Raw genomic sequence first — 22,199 nt, 5'->3', positions numbered from 1 at the left:
GATTTTATTTCCCTCTATACATTAAAACACTATCCATCACTGATGGCACAAACACCCTTTCAGCACCCCACTTATCCCTAAGCCTCATATAATGCTCAAGAGGGTTTAACAGCTGTAAAAACAAAATACCATCAATATTTTCTGGCAACGCCTCTTCTTCATATAGACCAATGTCTTTCCAGTAGGTATCGGTTGGCCCAAGCCTGCCAACCACGCACCGTTTTTTTAATTTCATATCAGCAAGGTAAGCAATATCACAAAGCGCGTCGTCACCATAAACAACAACGTGTTTAAAACCATTTTCTAAGGCCCCAAGAAGAGATTGAAAGACTGAATCCTTCGCTCGATCGTAAAAATTCATATTTTCGATAATCAAACCGGACGCCATACGGCTTTTTTCAACAACACCCTTAGGCGTAAGGCGGTATCCCGTTTTCTGTTGAGAGCTTGGAACTTTTTGTAAAAGGCCATCATTCACACACTCTTTAAGATGAGCATTTGCTGCACCAAGAGCAATACCTAACTCTCCTGCAAGCTGCCTTTGGCTTAAACCTTTTTCCTGCTCAATAGCACTCAGCAAACCCACCTTTATCAGGCATGTTCTTTGTTCAGCTGAAAGTACTGTTGGAAGCAATGCAGTACACCTATTTTTGTTATCAAGCTAGGGTAGGGTAAAGCTGAGAAGAGTGAGGGTCAACTCAAATGTTCAATTACTGAACACTTTGTTTCAGGGCTGTGATATTTTTTTGCAGTTCACCGTTTTTGAAAGCAGCACTGCCTGCCACAAACACGTCTGCGCCAGCATTTGCACAAAGTGGCAACGTACTTACATCCACACCACCATCCACAGAAAGCGTAATATCTCGACCACTTTCATCAATTGCAGCACGAAGCTCTGTTATTTTAGAAAGCATATCATGCATGAAAGACTGCCCACCAAAACCAGGCTCAACCGTCATCACTAGAATATGATCAAGAAGATCCATATAAGGGAAAAGAACCTCCGCAGGCGTTCCCGGCTTAACAGACAAGCCAAACTTTTTACCTGCTTCATGTACCTTATCTGCACAAGTCTTCACATCAGATGTAGACTCAATATGAAGCGTGAGAATATCTGCACCAGCATCAAGGTATGCGTCCACCCAGTCATCAGATTTTTCAATCATCAAATGCACATCAAATGGCAAATCTGTGTGAGCACGCCATTGCTTAATGAGCGGAGCACCAAACGTCATGTTTGGCACAAAGTGACCATCCATCACATCAACATGCACCCAGTCTGCACCTGCAGGTTTTAAGGCGTTAAGATCTCTTGCCATATTGGCAAAATCGGCGGACAAAATAGAAGGAGCAATTTTCATAAAAAATATACTACTGAACTTTTCTCAGTGCGGCGACAAAAAAACCATCTCCGCCTTTGCTTGGTGACAAACGAAGTGTGCCCCCCATAGGCGCTTTAATTTGTGACGGCCATGTGTACGCCGATAAATCAATAAGTTCAACCGACTTATTTTTTTCCAAGAATGTCTCTATAAGCTTCTCGTTTTCTTCAGGCAATAGAGAGCATGTCGCGTAAACCACAACACCATCTTTTGAAACCAGATCCACAGCCTTACCAAGGAGCTTTTCTTGTAGATGTGTCAACTCTTTCACACCATCTTTTGATCTTGTAAAGAACACATCAGGGTGGCGTCTTGTTGTTCCTGTAGCACTGCACGGTGCATCAAGAAGAACAGCATCATATGTGCCTTCAAGTGTGCCTGCATCTTGCACTTTAACATCTGCCTTAACCTTGCAACGCTCCAAGTTTTCTTGCATGCGCTTGGCACGCTTTTCACTCAACTCACATGCCACATGTTCCGCATCAGGAAGTAGATCAAATAACTGAACTGTCTTTCCACCCGGCGCGGCGCACATATCAACCACACTGCCTTTAAGGCTTTGCTTGTTATATAAATCAGCCAAAACATGTGCTGGAGCTTGTGCACTAATATCCTGCACAATGTAAGCACCATCATCCCAACCTTCCAAATGGTTAAGGGGTAAATCTTTTGGCACCAGATATGTGCCATCCAACCCTTTAACAACCGTTAAACGCTCATCTGTAGCATTGCCACGACGTTTGCGCACATACACAGAAGGTTCCTCAAGCATAGAAGCCACAATCATTTCAGAATCATTGCCGTAATGCTCTTTCAAAGAACGCGCAATCCACTTTGAGACTGTTTCTACTTTTGAGTAATCGTGTTTTGAAACTTTAGCGCGCTGCATAGAGCGCAACACACCATTAATCAGCTTTGAGGCATGGCCAATGCCCACTTCACGTGAAAGCTCTACACTACTATGAATAGCAGCATGATCTGCGACCCCGTCCATAAACACCATTTGGCACATACCAAGCTTAAGGATCAGGCGTTCACTATGGCCAATTTTAGGTTTTACAAACTGCTTAATCATACGGTTTAGCGCACCATCCCACTTCAAAGTGGCATGGGCAAGAGCCATAGCAAATTTTTGATCTTGGTTTGGCAAGAAACCAACCATTCTTTTCTCAAGTTGCTCTAGTGTTCGCTTATCAACATAAACGCCATTTAAAAGCTGAAACGCTGCCAAGCGGCTTTCTAAACCTTCACTCATTAAGACATATCTCTTTCTGGGAGTTCCATAACCGTTACACCACCAACACTGTCATAAAACTTCATTAGATCTGTTGTTTTAAGACCAACTGTCATCGTGTTAATCAGCGGGTGGACATAAATCACATTATGCTGTGTGAGTTTCTCTTCAATAATTGCTGTTACTTCACCTTCTGTATCATGAATAAGAGAAAGCGGTGTCACTGAACCCGGCTTCACACCTAGGTACTGATCTAGGCGCTCTTCATTTGCAAAACTCAGGTTTGATTTTGCACCCAACATTTTACCAAGAGCTTTTAAATCTACACGTGTTTCATCACATACGGTAATAAGCCACATTTTGCTCTTTTTATCTTTTACAAAAAGGTTTTTACAATGGCCTCCAACAAGGTGGCCTGTATGCTCTGCGGCTTCATCTGCTGTATATACAGCTGGATGCTCGTGGAATGAATATTCAAAGCCCTGTTCATCTAAATGAGCTTTCATCATCTCTGGTGTGTACTGTTTCATAAAAGGTGGTATGGTGGCTTTTGGAGATTTAGTCAAGAGAAGAGAATTCATATGCCGATTATTTTACTACTGCTTATTCCAATCCTTGAGATTGCAGGACTGGTTGTTGCTGCCATTGAAATTGGTTTTTTACATGTTGTATTGTGGACAGTAGTCACTTTTTACTGGGGTAAATACCTCATGTCTGCTGCTCCGAGAGAACAAGCGATGAATGATTACATGAAAATTGGCGCAGGTGCTGATATTGGAGGCAAGCTTCTAACACGCTTTCTTGCTGCTTCTCTGATTATGATACCAGGGTTCATGACAGATTTTTTAGGTATTATCCTCCTCATTCCTTTTGTTCAAAAAAGCCTCATTAAAGGTATTATGAAAGCGGTTCCTAAAGGTGGCATTGGTGCCTCATTTACTATGCATGGTATGCAAGGCGGCCCTCAGCAAAAACCAGAGCGTAAAACTTTTGCTGATGATGGCATTATTGATGCGGACTACACCGTTGTCGATGAAGACAAAGAAAAATAAAAAAGGCCACCAATCGGTGGCCTTTTAAACATTCAGACATTAAGACGCTTTTTTAGTTGTCGTCTTCTTCGCTACTGTTTTCTTAGCAGTTGTCTTTTTTTCAGCTGCTGGTTTTGTTTCAGTTTTTTTAGGAGCAGAAACAACATCAGCAGACGTACCGTTCACAATGTGAAGTGTACGCTGTGGGAATGGAATAGATAGACCCGCTTCATCAAGAGCAAGCTTCACCTTCTTCGTTAGGTCAAACTTCACATCCCAGAAATCAGGCGTCTTCACCCATGCACGCACAGTAAAGTTGACGCTGTTATCACCAAGATCTGTGACTGCAGCCATTGGCGCCGGAGATGTCTGGATACGTTTATCCTTCTTCATTACATCTTTCATAATTTTGATACCGTCATCAATGTTGTCTGAGTAATCGATACCCACAACCACATCCACACGACGTGTTTTTGGAGAACTGAAGTTCTTAATAGCTTGACCCCAAATTTGACCGTTTGGAACGATGATCTGGATGTTATCTGGTGTTGCAAGCTCGGTTGTGAACAGATTCATATCCTTTACAGTACCAGCAATACCGCCAGCATCTACGTACTCACCCAATTTAAATGGGCGGAAGATAAGAAGCATGACACCAGCAGCAATGTGGCTCAGTGTACCTTGAAGAGCAAGACCAATAGCAAGACCGGCGGCACCAATAACTGCAACCAAGCTGGCTGTTTGTACGCCAAACTTAGAAAGCACGGCTACAATCGTGAAGGCAAGGATCGCGTAACGCACCATGCTTTGTAGGAAGCGCGCAAGCATCTCATCAAATTCAGGAATACGCTTCAGGCCTTTGTAAGCAAGTTTACTTGCCCACTTTGCAAGGGTAAAACCAACAATTAGTGTTATTACAGCTGCAACAAACTGCATGCCGTACATTGTCGCTGTTTCAAACAGCTGACTGCGTGTATTTTCATCTAGCTGGGGAAACTGAGAAAAGTCCATTTCATCATCTCTTTCTGTTTATAAATTATTTGCAAAAGCCACATGGCTTTAAGTGTTTTTAACTAAACACGAAGTTTCGTTTGATATCAAGCACCAACTTCATCTAGGATGACATTTCTAAAACTGAATAAGGAGTGCAAATGAAAGAGTCTACATACGTTTCAAAAACGCCTGATAAGAATGGTCTATTTACTTACACAAAGGAAGAGGACCAGATTTGGGCAGACCTCTATGCACGACAAATTGAAACACTCAAAGACCACGCTGCACAAATTTTTTGGGATGGGCTTGACGCTCTTGGCCTACCAGAAGACCGTGTTCCTCAAGTGAAAGAAGTTTCAGAAACACTAAAAAGTATTACAGGTTTCCAAGTTGAGCCTGTACCTGCACTTATTAGCCCAACCAAATTCTTCACACTCCTCAGTGAGCGAAAATTCCCAGCGGCAACATTCATCCGCACAAGAGAAGAGTTTGACTACCTCAAAGAGCCTGATATTTTCCATGAAATTTTTGGCCACTGCCCAATGCTTACTAATCCTATTTACGCAGACTTTATGCAAAAATATGGTGAGAAAGCCCTTAAGATGGATAAGAAATATCTCTGGCTTATGCAAAAACTCTTCTGGTTTACTGTTGAATTTGGCCTCATTAATGAAAATGGCAAAAACCGCATTTACGGCGCAGGTATTGCCTCTTCAGCAGGTGAGACACCATATTCTATTGATAGCAACGTACCAGAAAGACGCCCCTATGACCCTGTAAGTGTGTTCCGTACGCCATACCGCATTGATATTTATCAAACAATTTACTACGTAATCGATGATCTGAAGCAGATTTTCGACACCATTAATACAGATATGGTACCGTTATTAGAGGAAGCAAACAGGCTTGGCCAGTTTGAACCAACCTTCCCTCCTAAAGAAGGCGGAGGCAAAAGAGTAACCTACTAAGGGTGGTACCGTTTTTTGAAACTAGATGTACTTGGATGTGATGGCGGCAGAGGTCTTGGCTACAAGACAACGTCTCTGCTCTTTAATGATACAGTTCTTATTGATGCGGGAACAATTCAATCAGAGCTTACACTGGAACGTGCCTGCAAAATTGAGCACCTCTTCTTCACACACACACACTTTGACCACATTGTAGACCTACCCTTCTTCCTTGATGCAACGTTTGAGCGTCGTGAAAAACCTCTCACAATTTACGGCTCTGACTACACACTTCAAACGCTTAGAGAGCATGTTTTTAACAATCGCATTTGGCCTGATTTTTCTGTGCTGCCAACGCCAGACAAAGGCCAGTTCACAATGAAAGAAATTAAACCGCTCGAAATATACAATGCTGGCGGCTTAAACGTTATGCCTTTTGCAGTCGATCATACGGTTCCAACTCTCGGTTACAAACTTGCAGATGAAAAATCTTCTGTGGTCTTTTCTGCGGATACAGCACCTTGCCCGGAGCTATGGCGCGTGGCGAATGAAGCTGAAAACCTCAAAGCACTCATTATGGATATGTCATTTCCAAATGCTGAACAGCATGTGGCTGGCCTTAGCAAACACACAACAGCAAACGATCTTGAAGAAGAACTTAAAGGCTTCAAACAAGACTGTGATATCTACACATTCTCTTTCAAAGTTGGTATGGCTGATATTCTAGATGAAGAGCTTGCTAAGCTTTCACACAAAGGTAGAAAACTTCACTCACTAAGAAACCATAGAACACTTTCGTTCTAGTCTGACCTCTCATACTGAGGTGGCGTATACTTAAAGATAGATCTATCTACAGGCTTATTGAGTGTAAGGCTTTCAAAGTATAGATCCACCTGATTCCCAAGACGGTCAACTGTTGTTAACCCTACTAGCTGAATCGGCTCTTCTTTAAACACCAAGGTAAGCGCATCAATATCAGCCTGCCACGTCTCACTGTCTAGCACATCAATATGCACATAAGCATGGCCTTCTTGGCGTGTAATGCTTGTGAGCTTTGTCACCTCACTATTAAACACAACCTCCTCACCAAACATAAGTTTCGTCAGCGCAATATCTTGCGGCAATGTTGTAACCTGCTCGCTATTTTCATCAATAAAGTATAGAGCATTGCCTGTTGAAATCAGTTTTTGTGGCTCAGGCTCTCCGTAACGCCACACAAACTTTTTAGGGCGCTCAAACACCACAGATCCCGTGCGCGGCATAAACCCTGATACATACTGTTGAAATGTTCCATCTAAAGTTTTCACAGAGGTCAGATATTTTTCAAAACTCTCAGACGAGTTCTCTGCCAAAGCAGGCATAGAAGCCATTAAACCTAAAATAATTGCAAAAGATGTTCTTAGCACCACTTGACCTCTCATTCGATCATTCCTAATATAATCAGCACACATTTATAACATAAGGCTGAAGGCTAGAATACCCGCATGGACAAATCAAGAGAAGCTGTTTTTATCATTATTATTGGTATCATTGTGGTTTTCATTGTGAAAGGCCATGAACTCGATGGCAGAGGCGAGCTCCCAGATTTTTTAAAACCTATCTTTACACTCGGTAAAAACGTCGTCACACCTAAACCAGATGAAAAACCTGAAATTACTGGAGTGAGTGCAACAGAAGTTATTGCTGTGCCTAAACTGGTGCTTCCTGCTTACGCTATGGTGAATGAAACCTCTACTCTCCTACATCCTACAACTAAAAAACCTCTTGGCGAAGTCAAGCAAGGCACTGTGGTAGACGCTCAAAAACAAAAAGGCGATGACATTCTCATTTACATCGATGGTGTAGAAGGCCTTCTCCCTTTTGGCAACTTAACATTCAGAAGGTAACAACCGTGCTCCAAGGCCCAACACTTATCCCTAAAAACCCGAAAAATGCTTGTGTATTCTTACACGGGTTTGGCTCAAATGGAGAGGACCTCATCAGCCTAGCAGGCATGCTCAGCGCTGTATTTCCAGAAACGGCTTTCTTTGCCCCTAACGGCCCAGCCACAACACCTATGGGCATGGGGTACCAATGGTTTAGTGATAACAACTGGACCTTTAAAGATTATGACGGCATGGTTGAAACTCATGCCAAGCTTGAAGATTACATTCAAGAGAACATTGTAGATGGTCTTGGCATTTCACACGATAAAGTGATCCTCTTTGGCTTTTCACAAGGCACAATGATGAGCCTGTTTTCAGCTCCGCGATTTAAACATAAAATTGCTGGTGTCCTTGGGTTCAGTGGTAAAATGATGTGGGAAGAGAAGCTAGAAGAACCTTTCCATAAACCAAATATCTCACTGATTCACGGCATTCAAGATGATGTAGTCCCTCACGAACAAAGCAGCAGGTCTGAACAGGCCCTTAAAAAGCTTGGCTTTAACGTTTCTCTGACTAAAGAAGAAGGTGTGGCGCACTATATTGGCGAGCAAGGGCTCAGTGTGGCGCTAGAATTTATGAAAGAAAACTTTAAAAATTAAAGTTCGTGCGTGTTCTCGTAAACACCGCCCAGGTTCTGTTCCCACATACGCATCAATACACTCATCTGGTGGAACTGACCCGTCAAACAAAGTGGTGCCACCATGTTTGGCTTAATACCAATATCAAACAGGTCTGTTGCAGCAGTAATCAGGAACGTCTCGTTTTTCCCACCCGTAATGTAAACTTCGTCTACTTGATTCTCTTTAAGAAGCGCAAGCAGCTCTACAGGCAGGTGGTAACCGTGGCGGTTATAAACATGTTCTGTTTGAAGAGAGAGAGAGTCCTCAATTGGACCTTTCCATTTTACAAGACGGTCAAATGGCACATCTTCTTCTTCATGAGTAAAGAGTGTGGCAACCAACGGGTACTTAGATGCAAGTTTTTGGATTCCCTGTACCACCATTTGCGGCGTCTGGAACCGTTCTTGTACATCTAGTGCGAGTATGACACGTCTCATTTACTTTACCTTTAAAACTTGTTTATACGCAGATAGTTCCGCGTTACACATATTCTTTAGTGTAAAGGTTTTTTCCACAAAAGACTTCCCGTTTTCCCCAAGTTTTCTCCTTAAAGGCTCATTCTCTATGAGGCTGCGTAGTATTTTCGCCATACCTTTTATGTCACCAACTGCAAAGTGAAAACCTGTCTCACCATCTTTAATCGTTTCAAGTGCACCGCCATGAGCCGTTGCTACAATAGGCTTTGCCATACAACTGGCTTCAATAGGCGTACGCCCAAATGCTTCTGGAGAGCTTGATGGCGCGACCACCACATCACTTAAGGCGTAGTACGGTACAATGTTCTCAGCATTCCCCGCAAATATTACCCGATCTTCTAAACCATATTTAGAAACCATGCCTTTAAGTTCTTCTAGGTACGGCTTTTGCTTTTCTTCAGCGCCTCCAACAAGAAGGGCATAGAAGTCTAGATCTTTTAAGCTTGCAAGTGCTTCAATAAACTCAACCTGCCCTTTCCAACGTGTCACACGTCCGGGAAGCATTAAAATAGGAACACCTACGTGAAAGCTATACTTCTCTCGCAATTCTTCAGCAGCCTTGAGCACTGTGTTGCTGTATTGAAATCTTGATACATCAAACCCTCTATATGCCAGAGACATGTCTGGATGGCTTGGAAAATATTGATTCACATGCGTTTCAATAAACTTAGAAATAGCAATAACATGGCGACCACGCACCATGGCGCTGTTATAAAACTTCTTAAAGGCATTCTGCATGCCATATGTACCATGGTATGTGGTGAGATATGGCACTCCTGTTTTACGAGAGACAAAATAGGCCACCCAAGCCGGAACACGAGAGCGCGCGTGGATGAGATCAACTGGGTTTTCTTTTATATAAGCAACCAGTTTGAAATATGCCTTTGCAATTTCAATAGGTGTTTTACGCTTCATAGAAATGTTGAGGTGCAAAACGTCACGTTCTAAATCACGTTTCATAGATCCACCTGCAGAAGCCACAACACTGCCCCAGCCTGCTTCATGTAAAAAGTTCGCCATTTCCACAGTGCCGCGTTCCACCCCACCCTGATGCAGAGCTGGTGTTAATTGCAAAATCGTTGGTTTCTTACTCATACCCATTATTTACCATATTTTAAGCAACAATTCTTCTGATTATTCGGTGAGCTATTTTTTCTTTTAGATGAGCGTAAAGTACAGGCAAGTACTTAAGCGAAGATAAAATAAAAAGGAGGCGCCGAGAATTAGGAGAACAGACCTTTAGAATCTCACAGGTTTTGAAATTCTCCAAGAAAACAATGTGGTTGATTTTACAGAAAAATCTCGCCACACTACTTACCTAAGGAAACAAAAAAAACAAATATAAATTCGCTAGGCATTCACGAAAATTTGTTTTTACGAGCCCCGCAACGCAATGTACTAAAATGTACCTGAGTAGCGGAAGCGCAGAAAAAACAAATTTGCAGTATTGCATAGTAGAATTTCCTTAGGAGACACCATGATAAACCAACACATCAATACTGAAGATTTCCATAACGCCACCTCCCGTCTTAGGGAGTTTTTTTTGGCCAAAGGATTTCTAGAAGTCCATACCCAAAGTCGTAAAAGCATCCTTGCTGCCTGTGAAGATCCAGCAACCATTACAACATACGAATACGAAGGCGAAGTTTGGCCTCTGCCACAAACAGGCCAAATGTGGCTAGAGCACGAACTTTTAGAAAACCCACAATACAAAGGCGTATTTTGCCAAACAACAAGCTATCGTCAAGAACCTAACCCTGTTCCGGGTCGTCACGAAACGATCTTCCCAATGTTTGAGTTTGAATCTCATGGCGGGCTTAAAGAACTTGAAAAGCTTGAGCGTGAACTGCTTGAGTTTCTAGGTTTCGGCAACGCTGCCAGCATCCCATCAGGCGCTTACACAGAAATGGCCAAAACTTACAAAACCATTGATATCTGCGGCGACACAGAAACAAAAATTGGTGAAGACTTCGGTAATACCTTCCTACTTACACACTTCCCACGCTATACCAGCCCATTCTGGAACATGAAATTCAACGAAACAGGCACCATCGCCAACAAGATTGATGTCCTCATGTACGGCATGGAAACAATTGGTTCTGCTGAGCGCAGCTGTGACGTAGAGCAAATGCGAGAGATCTTCCACACGATATCAGACGGTGAATACGCCAATTTACTGTTCAAGAAGTTTGGTAAAGAACGTGTAGAAACAGAGCTTGAAGAGTTCCTTTCACATGACTTCTTCCCACGCTTTGGTGGTGGTATCGGTGTGACGCGCATCATTCGCGCTCTCAAGATGCTAGAAGCAGAAAAACAAACAGAACTCAAAGTGGCTTAAAGTCCTCCCTAAACAAAACACCCGCCGGAATGGCGGGTGTTCTCCTTTAAAGCGCTTTATCGCTTCATCAAAATATTGAGCGTTTTACCAAACCATGCTTTTTGCTCAGCACGTGGCACGACACTGTCTACCATACCATTTTCAAGCAGGTACTCAGCTGTTTGGAAACCTTCTGGCAGTGTTTCACCAATGGTTTGTTGAATCACACGTGGACCGGCAAATCCAATAAGAGCTCCAGGTTCAGCAGCAATAATATCGCCAAGCATTGCAAAGGATGCACTCACACCACCCGTTGTTGGGTCAGTCAGCATCACAATATAAGGTAGGCCTTTTTCTTTCACCTCTTGAATAGCAGCGGTTGAGCGTGCCATTTGCATAAGAGAGAGAATCCCTTCCTGCATACGTGCACCACCTGAAGCGGGTACAATAATAAGGGCAGCCTTATCTTTTGCTGCTTTTTCAGCGGCTTTTACAAGAGCACTTCCAACATGCGTTCCCATCGAGCCTGCCATGAAAGCAAAATCAAATACGCAGACTACTGCTGGCGCACCTTCAATTGTTCCTTTAACTACACGATAGGCGTCACGGCCACGCTTCTGGAAACCTGCGTCACGGAGGCGATCACTGTAACGCTTACGATCTTTAAAACCAATTGGATCTGTATGGTCAAGCTTAAGAGGCACATCTTTAAAGCCTTCATCCATCATCAGGTTCAGGCGTGTCTCCACATCAATACGCAAATGATGCCCACAACTCATGCAGACACGGTTATTTTTCTTCAGGTCACGTTCATACAGCATTTCTGCGCATGATGGACATTTAGAAAACACATTAGGCGTCACATCCCGCTTAGATCGGGTTGCGATTTTTGGACGTACAATTTCTTTTAACCAACTCATAACGAACGCACCCTAACAATTTTTTTTCAGTTTGTCACTGATGATTGCTCTTGGCCCCTTGCGAAAAGCTCTATAGGGCGGTATAACTCAAATAAGATTTTAAATTTAACACAAAGGATTAGACCACAATGTCTCTTTTGAACGTTCCAGCAGGTAAAGATGCTCCTGATGATATTTTTGTAATCGTGGAAAACCCACGCCACCTTCCACACATCAAATACGAAGTGGATAAAGACACAGGCGCAGTTTTTGTAGACCGTTTTGCACCAATGCCAATGGTATTCCCTGCACACTACGGCTACATCAACCAAACACTTGGTGGTGACGGTGACCCTGTAGACGCTTTTGTTTACACTGACATTGATGTTGTTCCTGGTGCTGTTGTACGTTGCCGTCCAATCGGTATGCTGATCACAGAAGATGAATCAGGCATGGACGAAAAGCTGATCTGTGTACCACACACAAAGCTTGACCGTCGCTTTGAGAACGTGGGCAGCGTCGATGACCTTCCAGCTCTCTTTAAAGAGCAAATGGAACAGTTCTACAAAGGTTACAAAAACCTTGAAGAAGGCAAGTGGGTTAAACTTGGCGGTTGGGGTGATGCTGCAGCAGCTAAAAACGTAATTGTTGAGGGTGTTGAGCGCCTAAAAAGCAAAGCTGCGTAACCTCGCAAATTTAAAAAGGACCTCTTTCGTCTGAAAGGGGTTCTTTTTTTGTGGCTTTATCTTGCGAAAACCTCTGATTTTGCGTAAAAATAGAGCACATTTTAATAAAGCAACCCAAAAACTTTTAGGTTGTTCGTTGTATGGCCAGCGAAAATTGTTTTTTATGAGGCTTGGCGCGCAGTGTACTTCACTGTACATGAGCACCAACACGTAAGAAGAAACGATTTGCAGCACCATACAGTAGAACAAGCAAGAGTTTTAAATATAGAAAGTAGAAACAACAGATGCCTATCATTACTCTTCCAGATGGAAGTAAAAGAGAATTCGATAGTCCAATCACTGGTTTTGACATTGCTGCGAGCATTGGGCCAGGACTTGCGAAAGCTGCTGTTGCCATGACCGTAGATGGCGAACAGCGTGACCTTTCTCGAACGATCGCGTCTGACCGAACCGTTTCTCTTCTCACCTTAAAAGATGAGCAAGGTATGGATGTCATGCGCCACACAACAACTGCGCAAACACTTGCTCGTGCGGTAAAAATGCTTTACCCAACAGCTAAACTGGCAATTGGCCCAACTGTTGAGCACGGGTTTTACTACGACATCGACTTTGAAGAGCCAATCTCAAGTGACGATCTTCCAAAGATCGAAAAGAAAATGCGTGAGATTATTGCCGAAGATAACCCTGTACAACGTGAACTTTGGAATGCCGGCGAAGTGAAGAAATACTTTGAGGACAAAGGCGAAACTTACAAAGCAGACATCGTACAAATGGCGATTGAAAAAGGTGACCTTATTGATGGTAAAGACCTCTCTGTGTACCGCCAGAAGCTAGAAAATGGCGAAGACTTTATTGATCTATGTCGTGGCCCTCATGTGCCATCAACAGGTAAAATCTCTAAAGCCTTCACACTGACTAACCTTGCTGGTGCTTACTGGCGTGGTGACAGTAACAACGCGATGCTGACACGTATTTACGGACTTAGCTTTGCAACAGAAAAAGAACTTAAAGCCCACCAACATATGCTTGAGGAAGCTGCAAAGCGTGACCACCGTAAAATTGGTCCTGCTCTCGACTGGTTCCATTTGCAAGAAGAAGCACCAGGCCAAGTATTCTGGCATGCTAAAGGCTGGACAGTTTTCCTAGAACTACAAAAGTACATTCGTGAAAAGCTTGCGCGTCATAACTACCAAGAAGTGAACACGCCTCAGCTAATTAAGAATGACCTCTACAAAGCGAGTGGTCACTGGGATAAGTTTGGTGAAGAAAACATGTTCATCGTTCGTGAAGATGATGGTCGTACATTTGCTATGAAGCCAATGAACTGCCCTTGCCACGTACAAATCTTTAACCAAGGCATTAAGAGTTACCGTGACCTTCCACTCCGCATGAGTGAGTTTGGTACGTGCATGCGTAATGAAGCAACGGGTGCCCTGCATGGTATTATGCGCGTCACATCTATGACGCAAGATGATGCCCACGTTTTCTGTACAGAAGAGCAAATTGAAAGCGAAGTTGTTAAACTTTGTGAACTTATTAAAGAGATTTACTCTGAAATGGGCTTCACGGACATGTTCGTAAAATTCTCTGACCGCCCTGAAACACGTGCCGGCTCAGATGATGTTTGGGATAATGCAGAAGCAGCTCTTAGAAACGCATGTGATGCAGCAGGCCTAGAATGGGTACTTAACCCAGGTGAAGGTGCCTTCTACGGACCAAAGCTTGAGTTTGTTTTGAAAGATTGCCTCGGCCGTGACTGGCAGTGTGGTACAGTTCAGATGGACTTCATTCTACCGAAAAACCTCGATGCTGAATATGTGACTGAAGATAACGAGCGTAAGTATCCAGTGATGATTCACCGTGCTCTACTTGGTTCACTTGAGCGCTTTATTGGTATTCTGATTGAAAACTACGCAGGCCACATGCCGCTATGGCTTTCACCAACGCAAATTTGCGTGATGGGCATTAGCGAAAAGCATAATGACGCTGTTGTAGAACTTGAAAAACGTCTACGTGCAGAAGGTTTCCGTGTAGAAAGCGACCTTAGAAACGAGAAAGTGTCTTACAAAGTGCGTGAACACTCGCACCAGAAGACACCTGTGATTCTTGTTCTTGGTGACCGCGAGATCGAAAACGACCAAGTGACTGTTCGTCGCCTTGGTAGCCAAAAACAAACAATATTTAGCACAGATGATTTGATTAACGCACTGAAGGAAGAGATTGCAAACAGGCAACGCCCCGAAGTGTCACAAGAAAAATCAGCAGCTTAAGTTATGTCATAAACACGTCTGACCATTTACAAGTCAGGCGTGCTTGTGCTTCAATATATAAATCAAACGGTATAAATGAGACATAAGGAGAGATACCATTAATACTTACAGAGGGCGCCAAGCCCCAAAGAAAGATGAATTGTACAGAATCAACCGTTCAATTCTTGCAGCAAATGTCCGTGTCATTACGGAAGAAGGTGAACAACTTGGTGTAATGCCACTTGAAAAAGCGATTGAACGCGCTGAAATGGCTGGCCTAGACCTAATTGAAGTTTCACCAAACGCTGAACCTCCAGTTTGTAAAATTCAAGATTACGGTAAACTAAAATACCAAACACAGAAAAAAGCGGCTGAAACGCGTAAGAAGCAGCACGTTGTGACTGTGAAAGAAATTTCTATTCGCCCAGGTACTGAAGAGCACGACTATCAGATTAAAATGAAGAAGGCTCGCCAGTTTATTGAAAAAGGCGATAAAGTTAAAATTAACCTACGCTTCAGAGGTCGTGAGATTACACACAAAGATCTTGGAACTCAAATGCTTGATCGCATTGAAGCTGATTTCAAAGAAATCGCAAAAGTGGATCAAAGGCCAAAGATGGAAGGTCGCCAAATGATTATGGTGATGTCTCCACTGGCATCAAAAGGCTAATACCTCATGTCAAACCCTCCTTCGCCAAACTTTACAGAACTTACGTCTAAAGGATCCGGCGAAGGGGGTGTTGTTTCTATTGAAGGCACTGAACTTGTTTCTCGTGCTCCAACTCAAAAAACCAACATTACCAGACTAATTGACAGAATTGAGCAACAGCGTCTTGCTTACCTCAAGCAACATAACAGGCGTATTATTTTAGGACTTATCTTTGCCCTAATTGCCGGTGTATACCTCACACTCTTTTCAGGTTTAAATGAATCTGTTCTCATGCAGACTCTTGGTGGAGGCTTTCTATTTATTGGCGCCTTTGCTTACCTACCTGTACATAGCTACCGCAAAGCTTTTAAAGCTGAATTCATGCCTGAGCTCGTAAGACTTCTTGGTGATTTTTCATACATGCCCAAGCGTCCACTTAACGAAAAAGCCCTTAAGCGCAGTGGCCTTATTCCTCCAAGGTATGCCCTCCACATGGAAGACTTTATTGGTGGAAATATCGACAACAGCAAAGTTGAGTTTGCTGAAACAGTGGTTAGCAACCCTGCTCGCGCAAAACCAAAACATGTAAAAGATAAACGCGTAAAAGGTCTGCCTGTGACACGTGGCATGTCAATGATTATTGTGCGCCCTACCAAGTTTACAGGTCATACCATCATGACGTCTAAACGCGGAACAAAGCTTGAAAAAGAAGCCCAAATTAAACAAGGCCTTTCAGGAGTAAAACTTCCTGCAACAGGTAATGTGTCATGGCTAGATATCTACACGACACAACAAACAGAGGCGACAAACCTTGCTCATCCAGAAACATTGAGCCTTATCCAGAAAATTAGCCTTAACCTATTTAATGCCCCTATTGAGGTTAGCTTCTATGAGAACTACGTGGCCTTCCTTATGCCTTACAGTAACAACCTATTTGAGCCACGCGCCATTACAAAGCCAGCCTTTTCAAATGAAGATATTCCAATCTTAGAAAAGCATGTGATGCTGACACGTACATTTGTCGAACATTTGGATAAAATTTCATAAAACCATGGCGCTGAGTATTCAACCGCTAAAATCTCTGCCACAACATATCCCCCTCGTTGCCAAGTGGTGCAGCGAAACATGGGGACAACTTTCGGGTCTTAACACATCAGACTATGAATCATGGCTTCACAAACGCCTCTCTCCTGATGAGTTTGGTGATTTTTGGATCGCCTTATGGGATGGTGAGCCTACAGGGTGTGTCCAACTTACGACATGGCATATCGCAGAAAAGAAAAACCCAATCCCCGCCCTTGCCAACTTATATGTGGAGCCAATCAACCGGAAAAAGCATATAGGTCGTTCTCTTTGTGACCATGTAGAAGCCGCAGCAAAGGCAGAATACCTTGATGTGATTTACCTTATCGCAGATGAAGGCATTGAAGGTTATTACCAAAATCTTGGTTGGAAAAAGCATGGTCAAGATGGTGACAAAAGCATTTTTAGCAAAACGCTCACATAAAAGGCTGTTTTACTTTTACCCCTGAATCAGGTAAAAATGCATATAAGCCTAAAAAGGCTCTTTAAAACATATGTGAAAAATAGGATGTATTTCATGGCTGGACAGGCACAAGATCACGACTTTTTTATCCCAGGTAATAACATTTGGCCACCACTCTCATGCCTCGGCGTAGGGTTCCTTGTATTTGGCCTTATCGCTCTTTTGCACCCTGGTACTCCTCTTCTTTTCATGGCGCTTATGGCAACAGTTGTTGCCGGCGTTTCTGTTGCCTCTTTCTTTGGTGGTGGACTCTTTATGCTGACAGCAGGTGCGGCAGCCCTTCTTTACTACACAGGTGTATTCCTAAATGGTAATGCTTTTGCTGGTGACTATGCACTGCCTCTACAGTACTCAGCATTTGCCGTTCTTGGTCTTGGTAAACTCACTTGGATCAAAAACGCCCTTAAGTCAGAGAATACAAAGCTTGCCTTCCTTGGTGCTATTGTTGCTGTTCTTGCTTATGCAGTGGTTTACACATCTGGCGTAGAGCTTAAAGATATGAAGACACCAATCAGCATTGCTAAAGCTCTTATGATTGTTGGTGGCGCTCTTACATTTGCAGCCGCTATGAAATGGTTCCTCAAGCTAATTGTAGAAAGCCGAGCGCGTGGCTTTAAAAAGGTTCCTTACGTTCTAGACCTTGCTAACCGCTACGGTATGATCTTCTTTATTGTTTCAGAAATCATGTTCTTCGCGGCCTTTTTTGCAGCGTTCTTCTTCCTAAGAAGCTTTAACCCTGTATGGCCTCCAGAAAACATTGAAACACTACACATTGCTTTGCCTACAATTAACACGCTCCTGCTACTCACTTCAGGTGTAACAGTAACATGGGCACACCACGCGCTTCTACACAGAGAGTACGAAACAGCAAAGTTTGCACTTCTGCTAACTGTGAACCTTGGCTTTATTTTCCTATTCTGCCAAATGTATGAGTACGGCCATGCTGCATTTACAATGAGCAGCGGTGTATATGGCTCACTCTTCTACATGCTAACAGGTTTCCACGGTTTCCATGTCCTCCTTGGTACGTTGATGCTCCTCGCTGTGCTTCTACGTATGTACAAAGGTGACTTTACAGACAAGCACCACTTTTACTTTGAAGCGTCTGCTTGGTACTGGCACTTTGTGGATGTAGTATGGATTGGACTTTTCCTGTTTGTTTACCTTCTATAGGAGCCAGACATAAGCCTTTAAGAATAATAGGTGTTTAGAAAATATGCTTTCAGCAGCTGCCAGACTTAGATTACTACTCTCATCCGTACTCTTTGCGGTTCTGCTGTTTGTGTACTTCTTTATCTCACTGGGATGGATCTGGTTATTTATCTTACCAATCATCTCAATGAACCTAACGTTCATGCCAGTGTGGTTCCACACTATGCTAACTCTGGGCTACATGTTCATTACACTCTTTGCAACATTGCTTTGCATTACCTATTACTTTGCAGGTGAATACCTTGGAGAAAAGATCACAGCCCTTCAAAACAAAGAGCAGGCATGGATGGTTCTTATTCTTGTAACAGCCGTTATGATCACAAGCAACCTGACACACTTTTTAAAAACAATTAGTAGATAAGAGTCCTTATTGGAATACATTAGTACACGTGGCTTTGGGCCAGTTTCATTTGAAAGAACGATTCTAGACGGCCTCGCACCTGACGGCGGCCTATATGTTCCAACACACTATCCAAAAATCCCATTCGATAAAATGGAAGAGCTGACGTACCTGTCTTATGAGGAAGTTGCTGAAGTGATTATGTCGCCATTTATTGGTAACAGCATCCCGCGCGAAACCTTTAGGCGCATGCTTAAAAAAGCTTACGCTAATTTTGCAGATGAAGATGTAGCACCTCTGAACCAACTTGGTGATGATACATGGCTCCTCGAGCTTTACCACGGCCCAACACTCGCATTTAAAGATATTGCTCTACAACTTCTTGGGCAAATGATTGACTACACCCTCGATAATAATGACGTGAATGCCACAGTTATTGGTGCGACGTCAGGTGATACTGGCCCCGCAGCAATTGAAGGCCTTAAACATGTTGAGCGCGCCAAAACGTTTATGCTGTTCCCAAAGAACAGAACGAGCGCCATTCAACAACGCCAAATGACAACATGTGAAGCAAAGAACGTTTTCCCGATTGCCATTGAAGGCACGTTTGACGACTGCCAAGACATCGTAAAAGCCCTTTTTAACCAAGAAGACTTCAAGGAAAAGGTTAACGCAACAGCTGTGAACTCTATCAGTTGGGCCCGCATTCTACCACAAGTGGTTTACTACTTTTTTGCATGGTCAAGGCTTCGTACCTTTATTCAAGATAAGCGCCTCAGCTTTAGTGTCCCAACAGGTAACTTTGGTGACATCTATGCAGGTTACGTTGCCATGCAATGTGGCCTTCCTGTTGAGCGCTTGGTTATTGCCAACAACAGCAATGACATTCTCACACGTTTCATCACTGAAGGTGATTACAGCATGAAGAAGGTTCAGCCCACTTCAAGCCCGAGCATGGACATCCTTGTTGCCTCAAACTTTGAACGCTTCCTATTTGACCTCTACGGTAAAATGCCTGAGCGTACTAAATCAGCCATGGAAGAATTCCGTCAGTCAGGCTCTCTTGAAGATATCAACTCTCAAGAGCTTGAAGATGCTCGTAGTATCTTTGATGCTTTCTCAGCCACTGAGATTGATGTCCTGAAGCAAATGTCATCATCTGATATCTTGCGCCAAATCACAATTGATCCACACACAGCTGTGGGTATGTGTGCCGCTGAAGCAAAACCTGGGCTTAAACCTATGGTTGTTCTTTCTACAGCACATCCCGCCAAGTTCCCATCAGCGGTTGAACGCGCAACTGGCGCCATCCCAATTCTTCCTTCTCACATGGAAGACCTGATGGATAAAGAAGAAATTTACGAAACACTTCCAAACGATGTTGAAGTGGTGAAAAAGTATATTCTAGAGCGTTACCGCTAAACAATTTAAAGAGAGAGAGAGGAGTCTTATGACCTTTCACGCACACACCCTTTCTAACGGCCTTCGTGTTGGCTGTGATGTTATTCCACATGTAGAAACTGTTAGCATTGGCGTTTACACCGCTGTTGGCTCTCGCTTTGAAAGCGCACTTAAGCAAAACGGTATTGCGCACTTTCTTGAACATATGGCATTTAAAGGCACTACAAATCGCAGCGCAGAAGATATCTCTCGTGAGATTGAAGATGTTGGCGGTTACATGAATGCCTTCACTAGCCGTGAATCTACTGCGTATTACATTCGTCTTCTTAAAGAGCACCTGCCGCTTGCAATTGATATCCTCTCTGACATTATGCTTCGTAGCACGTTCGTTCAGGAAGAAATTGAACGCGAACGCGGTGTCATCCTACAAGAGATTGGCATGTGTAACGATACACCTGACGACGCGGTATTTGATAACTTCCAGCACCAAGCCTTCCCAGATCAACCTCTTGGTCGCGATATCCTTGGCACAGTTGAAACCGTTTCAAACATGCAGCGTGCTGATTTTCAAAACTTTGTAAAAGAGCATTACCACACTGGCAACATGATGATCTCTGTAGCAGGTAACGTAGAACCTAAAGAGCTCTTTGCTCTTTTAGAAAGCAGCTTCAACGGCGTTACTGGGGGGCAAAAATCTGTTTCAGAAGCAGGCCTGTATAAAGGCGGTAAACATGTTGAACGCCGAGACCTTGAACAAGCCAACGTTCTTCTCGGTTACCAAAGCTTGAAACGCGGCACCCCAGAGTGTCTTGCTCTTGATATTTGGAGTAATGCTGTAGGTGGCGGTATGGCCTCTCCGCTTTTCCAAGAAATACGTGAGAAGCGCGGCCTTGTTTACAGCGTCTACTCATTCAATAGCAGCTTTAGCGATACAGGTATCTTTGGTGTCTATGCAGGTTGCGGTGAAGATGGTGTAGATGAAGTTCTCAAAGTTACGCGTGACGTTTTGAACGATCAAGCTCACAACCTTTCAGAAGATGCTTTCAACCGCGCCAAGACTCAAATGAGCTCTGGTCTGCGCATGGGCCTTGAAAGTACTGAAGCTCGTATGAACCGCATTGCATCGAGCTATTTTGTCTTTGATCGCTACCGCGAGCTGGATGAAGTTTTAAAAGCCATTGAAAGCGTAACAATGGAAGATGCGAAAGCACAGGCCCAAAAAGTGCTCAGCACACCTGAAACACTTTCACTTCTTGGAGCTGTTTCTTAAACTTTTCCCTTGAAATTGAATACAATCCCCTCTATATCTGGAGGGGATTATTATCTTCAATGTCCCTCTTTCTCCTCTCGAAAGGACTCCAAATGTTTGGAAAAAAGCTGACAGATCTTGCAAAAGACGCTGCCGGTAAAGTTGCTGATACAGCCACAGATGCTGTAGGTAAAGCAGCTGATACAGCAAGTGATGTTGCTGGCAAAGCTGCAGGCGCTGTGACCAATATCAACGTGGTCGACACATTGACCAATAACATCCCAACTGAAACCATCAGCAGTTTTGCAACCAGTTGCAAAAACATGCTACCGGACGTGCCCAACACTCAAGACGTGTTGAATACCCTGCCAGAGATGTACAAAAAGCTGCGGAAATTCCAAGACGAAACCCCTCTGGTTGGCCCTGCGATTTCCGCAGCTGCAATGCTGTTGCGCGCACGCTTGGATGCTGACCCGCTTCGCGGCGGCTTACTCAAGTTTGCTGAACAACATGGCAGCCAAGTTTTCGGCGACTTCCTGAATGACCTGCAAGATGATGATTTCATCATGTTGGTGGTCATGCTGGCACTGCTGGTTTTCATCCCTAATCCCTTCGCAGACATTCTCGACGGCATCGGCTTACTCTCTGAGTTTGGCGGTCTGTTGTCCTTCCTGCAATAACCCCAAGGAGGCCTTATGCCTAAACCTGGAAAATTCCTCAAAAAAATTATCGGTGGTGCTGCTGGCGCTGCTGGTAAGGTTGTCAAAGGTGGCGCCAAAAAAGCTGGCCAAGTTGCTGCTAGCCCTAAAGTTAGGGAAGCAGCAAAAGGTGCTGCCGGCAAGGTTGCCAGAGGCGCTGTAGAAGCGGCCAAAAATGCTGCCCCATTGGTTGGTGCTGCTGCTGACCTTGCCGCAGGTGAAGTCAAAAGACGCGCCCGTGCCAAGATTCGCAGATACATCATTCTTGGTGCCATCGGCGCAGGTGCCGTTGCTGCAATTGTTGCCACGGTCATCTCTTTGGTTATCTAAAGTCGATAAAAGTTG

Annotated in this window: 26 protein-coding genes; 17 read left to right on the top strand and 9 right to left on the bottom strand. The window is 43.7% G+C overall.

What is annotated here, in order from left to right:
* Positions 1 to 4: 4 nt before the first annotated feature.
* The 4 genes from VX730_09380 to VX730_09365 form a co-directional block, all read right to left on the bottom strand.
* Positions 5 to 634 carry a winged helix-turn-helix transcriptional regulator gene (locus VX730_09380; protein ID MEC9292600.1) on the bottom strand — a complete coding sequence of 210 codons (630 nt, stop codon included), beginning with the start codon at positions 632 to 634 and terminating at the stop codon, positions 5 to 7.
* Between the two features lie 76 nt (positions 635 to 710).
* Complete coding sequence (rpe, locus tag VX730_09375; protein MEC9292599.1) at positions 711 to 1,361, bottom strand: ribulose-phosphate 3-epimerase; 651 nt, start codon at positions 1,359 to 1,361, stop codon at positions 711 to 713.
* A gap of 10 nt (positions 1,362 to 1,371) precedes the next feature.
* The gene (locus VX730_09370) at positions 1,372 to 2,637 is read right to left on the bottom strand and encodes an RsmB/NOP family class I SAM-dependent RNA methyltransferase (GenBank protein MEC9292598.1); all 1,266 of its coding nucleotides are present in this window, start codon (positions 2,635 to 2,637) and stop codon (positions 1,372 to 1,374) included.
* On the bottom strand, positions 2,637 to 3,146 hold the full coding sequence (locus VX730_09365) for a prolyl-tRNA synthetase associated domain-containing protein (protein ID MEC9292597.1): 510 nt from the start codon (positions 3,144 to 3,146) through the stop codon (positions 2,637 to 2,639). The genes VX730_09370 and VX730_09365 overlap by 1 nt, the downstream gene beginning before the upstream one ends.
* A 51-nt stretch (positions 3,147 to 3,197) precedes the next feature.
* Here VX730_09365 and VX730_09360 point away from each other — a divergent pair, with 51 nt between their 5' ends.
* On the top strand, positions 3,198 to 3,668 hold the full coding sequence (locus VX730_09360; GenBank protein ID MEC9292596.1) for an FxsA family protein: 471 nt from the start codon (positions 3,198 to 3,200) through the stop codon (positions 3,666 to 3,668).
* 39 nt (positions 3,669 to 3,707) lie between these two features.
* Here VX730_09360 and VX730_09355 read toward each other — a convergent pair whose 3' ends face one another.
* Positions 3,708 to 4,658: a mechanosensitive ion channel domain-containing protein gene (locus VX730_09355; protein ID MEC9292595.1), complete on the bottom strand. Its 951-nt coding sequence runs from the start codon at positions 4,656 to 4,658 to the stop codon at positions 3,708 to 3,710.
* A 140-nt stretch (positions 4,659 to 4,798) separates the two neighbouring features.
* On the opposite strand from VX730_09355, the gene VX730_09350 reads away from it, so the two are divergent.
* Positions 4,799 to 5,608 (top strand): phenylalanine 4-monooxygenase, encoded by an 810-nt coding sequence (locus VX730_09350; GenBank protein MEC9292594.1) that lies wholly within the window; start codon positions 4,799 to 4,801, stop codon positions 5,606 to 5,608.
* A 15-nt stretch (positions 5,609 to 5,623) separates the two neighbouring features.
* On the top strand, positions 5,624 to 6,391 hold the full coding sequence (locus tag VX730_09345; GenBank protein ID MEC9292593.1) for a 3',5'-cyclic-nucleotide phosphodiesterase: 768 nt from the start codon (positions 5,624 to 5,626) through the stop codon (positions 6,389 to 6,391).
* Here the strand turns inward: VX730_09345 and VX730_09340 are convergent.
* Positions 6,388 to 7,008 carry an outer-membrane lipoprotein carrier protein LolA gene (locus VX730_09340; protein MEC9292592.1) on the bottom strand — a complete coding sequence of 207 codons (621 nt, stop codon included), beginning with the start codon at positions 7,006 to 7,008 and terminating at the stop codon, positions 6,388 to 6,390. The two genes, VX730_09345 and VX730_09340, sit on opposite strands and share 4 nt — an antisense overlap.
* 63 nt (positions 7,009 to 7,071) lie before the next feature.
* On the opposite strand from VX730_09340, the gene VX730_09335 reads away from it, so the two are divergent.
* On the top strand, positions 7,072 to 7,473 hold the full coding sequence (locus VX730_09335) for a hypothetical protein (protein ID MEC9292591.1): 402 nt from the start codon (positions 7,072 to 7,074) through the stop codon (positions 7,471 to 7,473).
* A gap of 5 nt (positions 7,474 to 7,478) precedes the next feature.
* Positions 7,479 to 8,111, top strand: coding sequence for a dienelactone hydrolase family protein (locus tag VX730_09330; GenBank protein ID MEC9292590.1), 633 nt, complete (start codon positions 7,479 to 7,481; stop codon positions 8,109 to 8,111).
* Here the strand turns inward: VX730_09330 and VX730_09325 are convergent.
* Together VX730_09325 and VX730_09320 are read right to left on the bottom strand one after the other, a co-directional pair.
* Positions 8,108 to 8,569, bottom strand: coding sequence for a hypothetical protein (locus VX730_09325; GenBank protein ID MEC9292589.1), 462 nt, complete (start codon positions 8,567 to 8,569; stop codon positions 8,108 to 8,110). The genes VX730_09330 and VX730_09325 overlap by 4 nt on opposite strands.
* Positions 8,570 to 9,703, bottom strand: coding sequence for a glycosyltransferase family 4 protein (locus VX730_09320; GenBank protein ID MEC9292588.1), 1,134 nt, complete (start codon positions 9,701 to 9,703; stop codon positions 8,570 to 8,572).
* Positions 9,704 to 10,085: 382 nt separating this feature from the next.
* Between VX730_09320 and VX730_09315 the strand changes: the two genes are divergently transcribed.
* Positions 10,086 to 10,946 carry an amino acid--tRNA ligase-related protein gene (locus tag VX730_09315; GenBank protein ID MEC9292587.1) on the top strand — a complete coding sequence of 287 codons (861 nt, stop codon included), beginning with the start codon at positions 10,086 to 10,088 and terminating at the stop codon, positions 10,944 to 10,946.
* A 56-nt stretch (positions 10,947 to 11,002) separates the two neighbouring features.
* On the opposite strand, the gene accD is transcribed toward VX730_09315, so the two are convergent.
* Complete coding sequence (gene accD, locus VX730_09310; GenBank protein MEC9292586.1) at positions 11,003 to 11,845, bottom strand: acetyl-CoA carboxylase, carboxyltransferase subunit beta; 843 nt, start codon at positions 11,843 to 11,845, stop codon at positions 11,003 to 11,005.
* A 128-nt stretch (positions 11,846 to 11,973) separates the two neighbouring features.
* Between accD and ppa the strand changes: the two genes are divergently transcribed.
* From ppa to VX730_09255, 11 genes are all read left to right on the top strand, one after another.
* Positions 11,974 to 12,510 carry an inorganic diphosphatase gene (gene ppa / locus VX730_09305; protein MEC9292585.1) on the top strand — a complete coding sequence of 179 codons (537 nt, stop codon included), beginning with the start codon at positions 11,974 to 11,976 and terminating at the stop codon, positions 12,508 to 12,510.
* Between the two features lie 284 nt (positions 12,511 to 12,794).
* Complete coding sequence (gene thrS, locus VX730_09300) at positions 12,795 to 14,780, top strand: threonine--tRNA ligase (protein ID MEC9292584.1); 1,986 nt, start codon at positions 12,795 to 12,797, stop codon at positions 14,778 to 14,780.
* A 139-nt stretch (positions 14,781 to 14,919) separates the two neighbouring features.
* A complete protein-coding gene (gene infC / locus VX730_09295) occupies positions 14,920 to 15,429 on the top strand; it encodes a translation initiation factor IF-3 (protein ID MEC9292583.1) in 510 nt (169 codons plus the stop codon).
* 6 nt (positions 15,430 to 15,435) lie between these two features.
* A complete protein-coding gene (locus VX730_09290) occupies positions 15,436 to 16,455 on the top strand; it encodes a DUF3137 domain-containing protein (protein MEC9292582.1) in 1,020 nt (339 codons plus the stop codon).
* A gap of 4 nt (positions 16,456 to 16,459) precedes the next feature.
* Entirely contained in the window at positions 16,460 to 16,915 is a 456-nt protein-coding gene (locus VX730_09285) for a GNAT family N-acetyltransferase (protein ID MEC9292581.1), read from the top strand.
* A gap of 93 nt (positions 16,916 to 17,008) precedes the next feature.
* A complete protein-coding gene (locus VX730_09280) occupies positions 17,009 to 18,127 on the top strand; it encodes a cytochrome c oxidase subunit 3 (protein ID MEC9292580.1) in 1,119 nt (372 codons plus the stop codon).
* Positions 18,128 to 18,170: 43 nt separating this feature from the next.
* A complete protein-coding gene (locus VX730_09275) occupies positions 18,171 to 18,527 on the top strand; it encodes a hypothetical protein (protein ID MEC9292579.1) in 357 nt (118 codons plus the stop codon).
* A 9-nt stretch (positions 18,528 to 18,536) separates the two neighbouring features.
* The gene (gene thrC / locus VX730_09270) at positions 18,537 to 19,928 is read left to right on the top strand and encodes a threonine synthase (GenBank protein MEC9292578.1); all 1,392 of its coding nucleotides are present in this window, start codon (positions 18,537 to 18,539) and stop codon (positions 19,926 to 19,928) included.
* Between the two features lie 28 nt (positions 19,929 to 19,956).
* On the top strand, positions 19,957 to 21,177 hold the full coding sequence (locus tag VX730_09265; protein MEC9292577.1) for a pitrilysin family protein: 1,221 nt from the start codon (positions 19,957 to 19,959) through the stop codon (positions 21,175 to 21,177).
* A 92-nt stretch (positions 21,178 to 21,269) separates the two neighbouring features.
* On the top strand, positions 21,270 to 21,836 hold the full coding sequence (locus tag VX730_09260; GenBank protein MEC9292576.1) for a hypothetical protein: 567 nt from the start codon (positions 21,270 to 21,272) through the stop codon (positions 21,834 to 21,836).
* Positions 21,837 to 21,851: 15 nt separating this feature from the next.
* On the top strand, positions 21,852 to 22,184 hold the full coding sequence (locus VX730_09255; GenBank protein MEC9292575.1) for a hypothetical protein: 333 nt from the start codon (positions 21,852 to 21,854) through the stop codon (positions 22,182 to 22,184).
* Positions 22,185 to 22,199: the final 15 nt, after the last annotated feature.

This window comes from Pseudomonadota bacterium, assembly GCA_036141575.1.
Taxonomy (GTDB): domain Bacteria; phylum Pseudomonadota; class Alphaproteobacteria; order UBA2136; family JAPKEQ01; genus JAPKEQ01.
This window is presented reverse-complemented; position numbering and strand designations above follow the sequence as displayed.